This is a genomic window from Candidatus Effluviviaceae Genus I sp. (assembly GCA_016867725.1).
In the GTDB taxonomy this organism is placed as follows: domain Bacteria; phylum Joyebacterota; class Joyebacteria; order Joyebacterales; family Joyebacteraceae; genus VGIX01.
Map to the genome: position 1 here is coordinate 1 of VGIX01000050.1, position 9,910 is coordinate 9,910.

General features: G+C 66.9%; 10 protein-coding genes and 1 tRNA gene. All 11 read left to right on the top strand.

Translation table 11 applies throughout. The annotated features are described in order from the left end of the window. A partial coding sequence (gene tuf, locus FJY74_08595) for an elongation factor Tu (protein MBM3308371.1) occupies window positions 1-126 on the top strand: 126 nt, incomplete at its 5' end. Window positions 127-159: 33 nt separating this feature from the next. After that, window positions 160-309, top strand: coding sequence for a 50S ribosomal protein L33 (gene rpmG, locus FJY74_08600; protein MBM3308372.1), 150 nt, complete (start codon window positions 160-162; stop codon window positions 307-309). A 39-nt stretch (window positions 310-348) separates the two neighbouring features. Then, a tRNA-Trp gene (locus FJY74_08605) sits at window positions 349-425 on the top strand. 34 nt (window positions 426-459) lie between these two features. Next, entirely contained in the window at window positions 460-645 is a 186-nt protein-coding gene (gene secE, locus FJY74_08610) for a preprotein translocase subunit SecE (protein ID MBM3308373.1), read from the top strand. A 52-nt stretch (window positions 646-697) separates the two neighbouring features. Beyond that, complete coding sequence (nusG, locus tag FJY74_08615) at window positions 698-1,225, top strand: transcription termination/antitermination protein NusG (GenBank protein MBM3308374.1); 528 nt, start codon at window positions 698-700, stop codon at window positions 1,223-1,225. Between the two features lie 80 nt (window positions 1,226-1,305). Next, window positions 1,306-1,731: a 50S ribosomal protein L11 gene (rplK, locus tag FJY74_08620; protein MBM3308375.1), complete on the top strand. Its 426-nt coding sequence runs from the start codon at window positions 1,306-1,308 to the stop codon at window positions 1,729-1,731. A 108-nt stretch (window positions 1,732-1,839) separates the two neighbouring features. Further along, on the top strand, window positions 1,840-2,544 hold the full coding sequence (locus FJY74_08625) for a 50S ribosomal protein L1 (protein MBM3308376.1): 705 nt from the start codon (window positions 1,840-1,842) through the stop codon (window positions 2,542-2,544). A 34-nt stretch (window positions 2,545-2,578) separates the two neighbouring features. Continuing rightward, a complete protein-coding gene (locus FJY74_08630; protein MBM3308377.1) occupies window positions 2,579-3,127 on the top strand; it encodes a 50S ribosomal protein L10 in 549 nt (182 codons plus the stop codon). A gap of 129 nt (window positions 3,128-3,256) precedes the next feature. Continuing rightward, window positions 3,257-3,640 carry a 50S ribosomal protein L7/L12 gene (gene rplL, locus FJY74_08635; GenBank protein ID MBM3308378.1) on the top strand — a complete coding sequence of 128 codons (384 nt, stop codon included), beginning with the start codon at window positions 3,257-3,259 and terminating at the stop codon, window positions 3,638-3,640. A gap of 172 nt (window positions 3,641-3,812) precedes the next feature. Next, window positions 3,813-7,715, top strand: coding sequence for a DNA-directed RNA polymerase subunit beta (gene rpoB / locus FJY74_08640; GenBank protein ID MBM3308379.1), 3,903 nt, complete (start codon window positions 3,813-3,815; stop codon window positions 7,713-7,715). Between the two features lie 23 nt (window positions 7,716-7,738). Continuing rightward, on the top strand, window positions 7,739-9,910 hold a 2,172-nt coding region (gene rpoC / locus FJY74_08645; GenBank protein MBM3308380.1), incomplete at its 3' end, for a DNA-directed RNA polymerase subunit beta'.

The following is a 9,910-nucleotide window of genomic DNA, read 5'->3' on the forward strand; positions in this document are numbered from 1 at the left end:
GGTGACAACGTGGAGATGGAGATCATGCTCCACACGCCGATCGCGATGGAGGAGGGGCTCAGGTTCGCGATCCGCGAGGGCGGCAGGACCGTCGGCGCAGGCACCATCACCAAGATCATCGAGTAAGAGCGCTCCCGTGGAGCGGCGAGGCAGGACGACGTGCGTGAGATCGTGACGCTGGCGTGCAGCGAGTGCAAGCAGCGGAACTACACATATACGAAGAACAAGCAAAAGCATCCGGACCGCCTGGAGTACGCTAAGTACTGTCGCTTCTGCGGCAAGCACACGGTGCACAAGCAGACGCGCTAGGCCTCGGCCGAAGGGTAGTCCGCGAGGGTCTCGCAGCGCAGGCCTGTAGCTCTAATTGGTAGAGCGCCGGTCTCCAAAACCGGATGTTGGGGGTTCGAATCCCTCCAGGCCTGCCACCGCCTGCAAACAAGGCGTCCGGATGAGAGAGTCATGTTCGAGAAGCTGATCAGGTTTCTGCGGGAAGTCAGAAACGAGCTCAAGAGGGTCTCGTGGCCTTCGCGGAGCGAGATCCGTGAGTCGACGACGGTGGTGGTCGTCATCGTCCTGATTCTCGCGGTGTTCATCGGCCTGGTCGACCGGGCGCTGTCCCTTCTGGTCACCTTGATCTTCCGCTAGGCCAGGGCCAGCCAGTCCGCAATCCGGGTTCGCCGGGTGGAGTACTGCGCCTGTGAAGCGCTGGTATGCCGTACACACGTATTCTGGCCACGAGCAGAAGGTCAGGGACAAGCTCGAGAAGAAGATCGCCGAGGCGAACCTCGGCGAGCGCTTCGGTCAGATCGTGATCGCCAAGGAGGAGTTCGTCGAGATGCGGGACGGCAGGCGCCGGACGGCCGAGCGCAAGCTGTTCCCGGGCTACATCCTCGTGGAGATGGAGATCGACGACGAGACGCGGTTCCTCGTGACATCCACGACCGGCGTGCTCTCCTTCATCGGCACGACCTCGGGGCCGCAACCGCTCGAGCAGGAGGACGTCGATCGGATCCTCGGGCGCATCGAGCGGAAGCCGTCGAAGGAGCGCCCGGAGATCCCGTATCAGGTCGGCGAGCAGGTGCGAGTGATCGACGGCCCCTTCACGGGGTTTCAGGGCCTCATCGACGACGTGGACGCCGAGCGGGGCAAGATCAAGGTCATGGTGTCCATCTTCGGACGGGCGACGCCGGTCGAGCTCGATTTCCTTCAGGTTGAGTCCACGTGACGCGATGCGAGCGGCGGGGCCCGGGCACGAGCTCAGGGGCCGCCGCGTCGGCGCACACGCAGCGGGTGAGGGGATGACGCATGGCGAAGAAGATCATCGGTACCGTCAAGCTCCAGGTGGCGGCCGGACAGGCCACGTCGGCGCCTCCGGTGGGCCCGGCCCTGGGCCCCTACGGGGTTGACATCGGCGGCTTCATCAAGCAGTTCAACGCGAAGACGCAGGGACAGCCGGGCATGATCATCCCCGTCGTCCTGACGATCTACGCAGACAGGACGTTCTCCTTCATCACGAAGACCCCGCCGGCCGCGGTCCTCCTCAAGAAGGCGGCCGGCCTCGCGAAGGGCTCGCCGGTCCCGAACCGCGACAAGGTCGGGAAGATCTCGCTCGCGCAGGTCCGCGAGATCGCGAAGCTCAAGGCGGTGGACCTCAACGCGGCGAGCGAAGAGGCAGCGATGAAGATGGTGGCGGGGACGGCAAGGAGCATGGGCATCGAGATCGTCGGCTAGCGGCGCGCCGCGGCCGGCGACGGCGCGAGGCGGGCGCCCGCGCCACCGACACCGCGCGGGAACGCGGGAGGATCGAAGGCGATCCGCCAGGGAGGGTGAACGCAGAAGATGAAGAGAAGCAAGCGGTACAGGGAGCTCGTCGAGAAGATCAAGCTGAGCGGCCCGTGCGCGCTCGACCAGGCCGTCGAGTTCCTCAAGCAGTCGGCAAGCGCGAAGTTCGACGAGACGGTGGAGCTTGCCGTCCGCCTCGGCGTGGACCCGAAGCGCTCCGACCAGCTCATCCGGGGCACGGTCGTCCTGCCGCACGGCACCGGCCGCAAGGTGAGGATCCTCGCTCTGGCGAAGGGCGAGAAGGTCAAGGAAGCGGAGGACGCGGGCGCGGACTTCGTGGGGTCCGATGAGTACATCGAGAAGATCCAGGGCGGGTGGCTCGAGTTCGACACGATCATCGCGACGCCGGACATGATGAAGGACGTCGGGCGGCTCGGCAAGGTCCTGGGTCCCCGCGGCCTCATGCCGAACCCGAAGAGCGGCACCGTGACCTTCGACCTGGCCAAGGCGATCACCGAGGCGCGCGCGGGCAAGATCGAGTACCGGACGGACAAGACCGGCAACGTGCACGCGGTGTTCGGGAAGGCGTCGTTCACGGCCGAGCAGCTCAGGGGCAACCTCCTCGAGCTCGCGCGGGAGATCGTCCGCGCGAAGCCGGCCGCCGCGAAGGGGCAGTACATCAGGAGCGCGACCATCTCCACGACCATGGGCCCGGGCATTCCGGTGGACGTCACGGCGCTCGTGGATTCCGTGAAGCAGTAGGGGCCCGGCGCCCGACCGGGGGAGCGAACGAAGCATGGAGAAGCGACAGAAGGAAGTTCTCATTCAGGAACTGACGGAGGACCTGCGCGGCAACACCGTCGTCTTCCTCGGTGACTTCACCGGGATGGACGTCGAGACGGCGACCGAGCTCAGGAAGCGATTCCGCGAGGCCGGTGTGCGGTGCCGCGTCGCCAAGAACACGCTCGCGAGGCGAGCCATGGATGAGGTCGGGCTCGGGAGCCTCTCCGGCTTCCTGACCGGCCCGAACGCGATCGTGATCGCGGAGCGCGACCCCGGGGCCGCGGCCAAGATCATGGTCGAGTTCGAGAAGCAGAAGAACACCCCGAAGATCAGGGCGGGCTGGGTGGACTCTGCGGTCATGACGGCCACGGACATCAGGCGGATAGCCGAGCTTCCCTCCCGCGATGTCCTGTTGGCGCAGATCGCTGCGGGCTTCCAGGCGCCCGTGTCGGGGTTGGCGCGACTCCTGAACGAGCTCCTCAGGCGCTTCGTTGCGACGCTGGACGCTGTGGCGAAGGAGAGGGGCGGGGCGCCGGCCGGGGCGACCGAGGCGGCGGAGTAGCGCGATGGTGGGCGGCGCTCCGGCGCGCCGGCCGAGGAGTTGTTGGGCGATCCCACGAGAAGGCCACGCTGGAGGTGTGTGATGGCAGACGAGACGAAGGACGCAGTGGAGACCGTCGAGCAGGCCCCGATGAGCAAGACGATCGGGAAGATCCTCGAGTCGATCGAGAAGATGACCGTCCTCGAGATGGCGGAGCTCGTGAAGGCCCTCGAGAGGAAGTTCGGCGTGACGGCCGCCGCTCCCATGGCCATGATGGCCGCCCCCGCGGCGGGCGGCGCCGCTGCCGCGGCCGCGGACGAGCAGACGGAGTGGGACGTGATCCTGGCCGACACCGGCGAGAAGAAGTTCCAGGTCGTGAAGGTCATCCGCGCGGTGACGGACCTCGGCCTGAAGGAGGCGAAGGACCTCGTGGACAACCCCGGCCAGGTCGTGAAGAAGGGTGCGACCAAGGAAGAGGCCGAGGACATCAAGAAGAAGCTGGAGGAGGCGGGAGCCAAGGTCCAGCTGAAGTAGGTGTCGTTGGCGAGGGAGCGTAGGTGCGGCTGATTCTTCGGGATTCCGTGTCCGACGGCAGGGCGTCGCGTGATGCGGCCCAGCCTGCAGGGAGGATGACGCAGAGGTGAGCGGACCCCGCAAGATTGAGAGAAAATTCTACTCGAAGTTCCCGGTCGAGCGGGAGCTTCCCATGCCGAACCTCCTGGACGTGCAGCTCGCGTCGTTCCGGTCCTGCCTCGGCGGCGGGAGCTCGGAGTCGAGCGAGCCGTCCGGCCTGGACGACATCTTCAGGCGCTTCTTCCCGGTCGATGGGCACCAGGGGGCTTACACCCTGGAGTACAAGGGCTTCCGCATGGGCCAGCCGAAGCACACCATCCAGGAGTGCCGCGAACGGAACCTCACGTTCGAAGCGCCCCTCAAGGCGACGCTCAGGCTCGTGCGGTGGGAGCCGAAGGAGAGCGGGCAGCGGAAGTTCCTCGAGGCCGAGGAGGCGGAGATCTACCTGGGTGAGATCCCACTCATCACCGAGAGGGGCACGTTCATCGTGAACGGCGCGGAGCGCGTCATCGTGAGCCAGCTCCACCGTTCCCCGGGCGTGTTCTTCCAGGAGCGGGTGCACCCGAACGGGACGACGCTCTACTTCGCCAAGATCATCCCCTACCGCGGCACGTGGGTAGAGATCCGCATGGGCATCAAGGACGAGATGTTCATCCGGACGGACCGTCGGCATCAGTTCAGGATGACGACCTTCCTGCGCGCGCTCGGCTACTCGAAGGACGAGGACATCCGGGCGCTCTTCTATACAAGCGAGGTCGTCGAGCTTCCGTCGTCCCGACCGTCGCGCGAGACGCAGCCGTGCGGCCGCGTGCTCGCCGAGACGATCGTGAACAGGGAGACCGGCGAGGTCGTCGCCGAGCGCGGCGAGGAGCTTGCGCCGAAGCACGTCAAGGAGCTCAGGGACCTCGGTCACACGACGGTGTCCGTCCTCGTGACCGAGACCGGACGGATCCTGGCGCGCCCCGACAAGGACAGGGACGCCGAGCTCGTCGGCCGCATCGTCGCCAAGACCTACAAGAACCCCGAGACGCGGGAGATCATCGTCCAGAGCGACGAGAAGCTCACGGCCACGGTCGTCGGCCTCCTTCGGAAGGCCGGCTCCCGAGAGATCGAGCTCGTGCAGATGGACCCCGTGGATCAGAAGGTCATCGAGGCGACGCTCGCGCGCGACAAGACGCACTCGGAGGAGGAGGCCCTTCAGGAGATCTACAAGACCATGAAGGGCGGGAACCTCCCGAGCAAAGACGCCGGGCGGGAGCTCGTGGACAGGATGTTCTTCGATCCCAACCGCTACGACCTCAAGAACGTCGGGCGGTACAAGATCAACCGCCAGCTCGCCATCCGCGACGAGGACATCCCGCTCAACACGATCTGCCTGACGCGGGCCGACTTCATCGCGACGATCAGGGCGCTCCTCGACGTGCTCAAGGGCAAGCGGAGCGTGGACGACATCGACCACCTGGGCAACCGGCGCGTGCGCTCGGTCGGCGAGCTCCTCGAGAACCAGCTGTCCGCGGGCCTGTCGCGGATGATCCGGGTCATCAAGGACCGGATGTCCACGGGGGAGAGCGAGGACTTCGACCTCGCCACGCTCGTGAACTCGAGACCGATCTCGGCCGTCGTGCGCGCGTTCTTCGGTTCGAACCAGCTGTCGCAGTTCATGGAGCAGACGAACCCGCTCGCCGAGCTCACGCACAAGCGCAGGCTCTCCGCGCTGGGTCCCGGCGGCCTCACGCGCGAGCGCGCCGGCTTCGAGGTGCGCGACGTGCACTACAGCCACTACAGCCGGATGTGCCCGATCGAGACGCCGGAAGGCCCGAACATCGGCCTCATCAGCTCGTTGTCGACCTACGGGCGCATCAACGACTTCGGCTTCATCGAGGCGCCGTACTACCGCGTGGACGGCGGGCACGTGACCAGCCGCGTGGAGTTTCTCACGGCCTCCGAGGAAGACGAGTACGTGATCGCGCAGGCCGGAGAGCCGATCGAGGCAGACGGCAGGCTGACCGAGAAAGCGCTCCTGGCCCGCTACAAGGACGACTTCCCCACGATGCCGCGGGAGGACGTCCAGTACATCGACGTGTCGCCCAAGCAGCTCGTGTCCGCGGCCGCGGCGCTCGTTCCGTTCCTCGAGCACGACGACGCGAACCGGGCGCTCATGGGCTCCAACATGCAGCGGCAGGCCGTGCCGCTCGTCAGGACGGAGACGCCGCTCGTCGGGACCGGCATCGAGCACCGGATCGCCGTCGACTCGGGCGCGGTCACGGTGGCGGCGCACGCAGGTGTCGTGGAGTCGGTTTCGGCGGACCGCATCACGGTCCGGCACACGGAGACCCTCGACGGGTCGCCGGCGGTGGACGACTACGAGCTCCGCAAGTTCCAGCGCACGAACCAGAACACGTGCATCAACCAGCGCCCCATCGCGCGCGTGGGCGACCGCGTCGAGCGCGGGGACGTGATCGCGGACGGCGCATCGACGAAGGACGGGGAGATCGCGCTGGGCTCGAACCTCCTCGTCGCGTTCATGCCGTGGGAGGGGTACAACTTCGAGGACGCCATTCTCGTCTCGGAGAAGATCCTCAAGACGGACGCGCTCACCTCGATCCACATCGAGGAGTTCGAGTCGCAGGTTCGGGAGACCAAGCGGGGCATGGAGGAGTTCACCCCCGAGATCCCGAACGTCAGCGAGGAGCGCCTGAAGGACCTCGACGAGAACGGGCTCGTCCGCGTCGGCGCCCACGTGACCGCGGGCGACATCCTGATCGGCAAGGTCACGCCGAAGGGCGAGACCGAGCTCACGCCCGAGGAGAACCTGCTCCGCGCCATCTTCGGGGACCGCGCCGGCGACGTGCGCGACACGTCTCTGAAGGCGCCGCCCGGCATGGTCGGGGTCGTGATCGACACGAGGCTCTTCTCTCGCCGCGCCCGGGACGAGCGCAGCAAGAAGGGCGTCACGAAGGAGATCGAGAAGATCAAGGCCGAGGCCAGGACCGCCATGAAGCGGCTCGAGCGAGACCGCGACCGGCGGATCTACGGCCTCCTGGAGGGCCAGAAGACCCGTTCGCTGCGCGACCGGAGGACCGGCGAGCTCGTGGTGCGAGCCGGCCGCAAGGTCAACGAAGAGGTCATGGGGCTTCTTCGACTCGACAAGCTCGACCTCGAGGGCGGCATCGTCGAGGACGACGCGGTGAACGAGAAGGTCATGGCCCTCCGCGAGGAGTACAGAAGGCGGATCGCGGACGTCGAACCGGAGCGCGACCGCAGGATCGAGAAGATCAAGCTCGGCGAGGACCTTCCCCGAGGCGTCGTGAAGCTCGCGAAGGTGTACGTCGCGACGAAGCGCAAGCTCTCCGTCGGGGACAAGGTCGCGGGCCGGCACGGGAACAAGGGCGTCGTGGCCAAGATCCTCCCGGAGGAGGACATGCCGCGGCTGCCCGACGGGACGCCCGTGGACATCGTGCTCAACCCGCTCGGTGTCCCGTCGCGAATGAACCTGGGCCAGATCCTCGAGACGCACCTCGGCTGGGCTGCGCAGCGGCTCAACTACCTCGCTGCGACGCCCGTGTTCAACGGGCCGCCGGTCGCGACCATCAAGGAGGAGCTCAGGAAGGCGGGGCTCCCGGAGTCCGGCAAGACCGTCCTCTACGACGGGCGGACCGGCGAGCCGTTCGAGCACGAGGTGACCGTGGGTTTCATCTACACGATGAAGCTCCTCCACCTCGTGGATGACAAGATCCACGCGCGGTCCATCGGCCCGTACTCGCTGGTCACGCAGCAGCCGCTCGGCGGCAAGGCGCAGTTCGGCGGCCAGCGGTTCGGCGAGATGGAGGTGTGGGCGCTCGAGGCGTACGGCGCGGCCCACACGCTGCAGGAGCTTCTGACCGTGAAGTCCGACGACGTCGTCGGACGCTCGCGGACGTACGAGGCGATCGTCAAGGGGCAGGATCCCCCGAGACCAGGCACGCCTGCTTCGTTCGATGTGCTGATGCGCGAGCTCCAGAGCCTCGGACTCGACGTTACGCTGGTGAAGGAGTAGGCGCAGTCGAGGAGGGTCGACCGGTGTATTTCGGCGTCTTTGACGAGCACAGGGAGCAGCAGGACTTCACGGCGATCCGGATCCGGCTGGCCTCGCCGGAGGCCATTCGCAGCTGGTCGCACGGCGAGGTCAACCTGCCGGAGACGATCAACTACCGCTCCTTCAAGCCGGAGAAGGGCGGTCTGTTCTGCGAGCGGATCTTCGGTCCCGTGAAGGACTGGGAGTGCAACTGCGGCAAGTATCGCCGCATCCGCTACCGCGGGATGATCTGTGAGAACTGCGGCGTCGAGGTCACGCAGTCGAAGGTGCGGCGCGAGAGGCTGGGGCACATCGAGCTTGCGGTCCCCGTGGCGCACGTGTGGTTCTTCCGGGGCAACCCGAACATCATCGCCCGCCTCCTCGACATGAAGCGGCGGGACCTCGAGCGCGTGCTGTACTACGAGTCGTACGTCGTGCTGGACCCGGGGACGACCGACCTCAAGATGGGCGAGCTCCTGTCCGGCGAGCGCATGGCCGAGTACGCGATGAACGCGCGGTCGGGCCTCCGGGCGGAGATGGGCGCGGGCGCCATCCGCGAGCTGCTCGGCCGCATCGACATCGAGACCGGCTATCACGAGCTGCGCGCGCTCGCGCGGGACGAAGAGGCGACGAAGCAGGCCCGGAAGAAGGCGCTCAAGCGCCTGCAGGTGTTCGACGCCTTCCGCGGCTCCGGGAACGAGCCGTCGTGGATGGTCATGGACGTCATCCCGGTCCTGCCTCCCGATCTCCGGCCGCTCGTGCCGCTCGAGGGCGGGCGCTTCGCGACGTCGGACCTGAACGACCTATATCGGCGCGTGATCTACCGGAACAACCGGCTCAGGAGCCTGCTCAAGATCCGCGCGCCCGAGATCATCCTCAGGAACGAGAAGCGCATGCTCCAGCAGGCCGTGGATGCGCTCTTTGACAACGGACGAGGCTCGCGGGCCGTGCGAGGCCGCGGCCGCCGCGTGCTGAAGTCGCTCTCGCACCTCCTCAAGGGGAAGAAGGGGCGCTTCCGCCAGAACCTCCTCGGCAAGCGCGTCGACTACTCGGGCCGCTCGGTCATCGTCGTGGGCCCCGAGCTCAAGCTGCACCAGTGCGGCATCCCCAAGACGATGGCGATCGAGCTCTTCAGCCCGTTCATCGTGCGCAGGCTCCAGGAGGCAGGGCACGCGCAGACCGTCAAGGCGGCGAAGAACCTCATCGAGCGTCGGAGCCCTGAGGTGTGGGACGCGCTCGAGGCGGTCATCAAGGACCACCCGGTGTTCCTGAACCGCGCGCCGACGCTGCACCGGCTCGGCATCCAGGCGTTCGAGCCGATCCTCGTCGAGGGCAAGGCCATCCGCATCCACCCGCTGGTCTGCACCGCGTTCAACGCGGACTTCGACGGGGACCAGATGGCCGTGCACGTGCCGCTCTCGCTCGAGGCGCAGATCGAAAGCCGCGTGCTCATGATGTCGGTGAACAACATCCTCCTGCCGGCGGACGGGCGCCCCGTGGCGAGCCCGTCGCAGGACATCGTGCTCGGCTGCTACTACCTGACGAAGCCGGTGGCCGGCGAGCCCGACGAGAAGAAGATGAAGGCCTTCGCGGGCGTCGAGGAGCTGCTCTTCGCGCTGGACAACCGCCTGATCGACCTGCACGACTGGATCCGCATCCGCTTCAAGGGCCGGACGCGCGTGACAACGGCCGGGCGCGTGCTGTTCAACGAGGTGCTCCCGGACGAACTCGGCTTCGTGAACATGACGATGGACGGCGGGAAGCTCAAGGAGCTCGTGGGCAAGTGCCACAGGCTCATCGGCCAGGAGCGGACGGCGGAGACGCTGGACAATCTCAAGCGCCTCGGCTTCCACTACGCGACGATCGCCGGGATCACGATCGGCATCGACGACGTCATCGTGCCGCCGAGCAAGGCGGACATCCTCTCCTCGGCGCAGAAGGACGTGGACCGCATCTCGCGCTACTACCGAGACGGCGTCATCACGGACACCGAGCGCTACAACCGCGTGGTCGACACGTGGACCCACGCGGCGAGCGACATCGCCGACGCGATGTCGAAGGGGCTCGAGGGCGCGAGCGGGGGGTTCAACCCCATCCACATGATGGCCGACTCCGGCGCGAGGGGCTCGAAGGACCAGATCAGGCAGCTCGCCGGCATGCGCGGCCTCATGGCGAAG

Excerpts from the sequence above, each read along its gene's own strand:
- FJY74_08625 (MBM3308376.1), top strand. The coding sequence starts at position 1,840 with ATGAAGAGAAGCAAGCGGTACAGGGAGCTCGTCGAGAAGATCAAGCTG.
- rpoB (MBM3308379.1), top strand. The coding sequence starts at position 3,813 with ATGCCGAACCTCCTGGACGTGCAGCTCGCGTCGTTCCGGTCCTGCCTC.
- rplL (MBM3308378.1), top strand. The coding sequence starts at position 3,257 with ATGAGCAAGACGATCGGGAAGATCCTCGAGTCGATCGAGAAGATGACC.
- FJY74_08630 (MBM3308377.1), top strand. The coding sequence starts at position 2,579 with ATGGAGAAGCGACAGAAGGAAGTTCTCATTCAGGAACTGACGGAGGAC.
- secE (MBM3308373.1), top strand. The coding sequence starts at position 460 with ATGTTCGAGAAGCTGATCAGGTTTCTGCGGGAAGTCAGAAACGAGCTC.
- rplK (MBM3308375.1), top strand. The coding sequence starts at position 1,306 with ATGGCGAAGAAGATCATCGGTACCGTCAAGCTCCAGGTGGCGGCCGGA.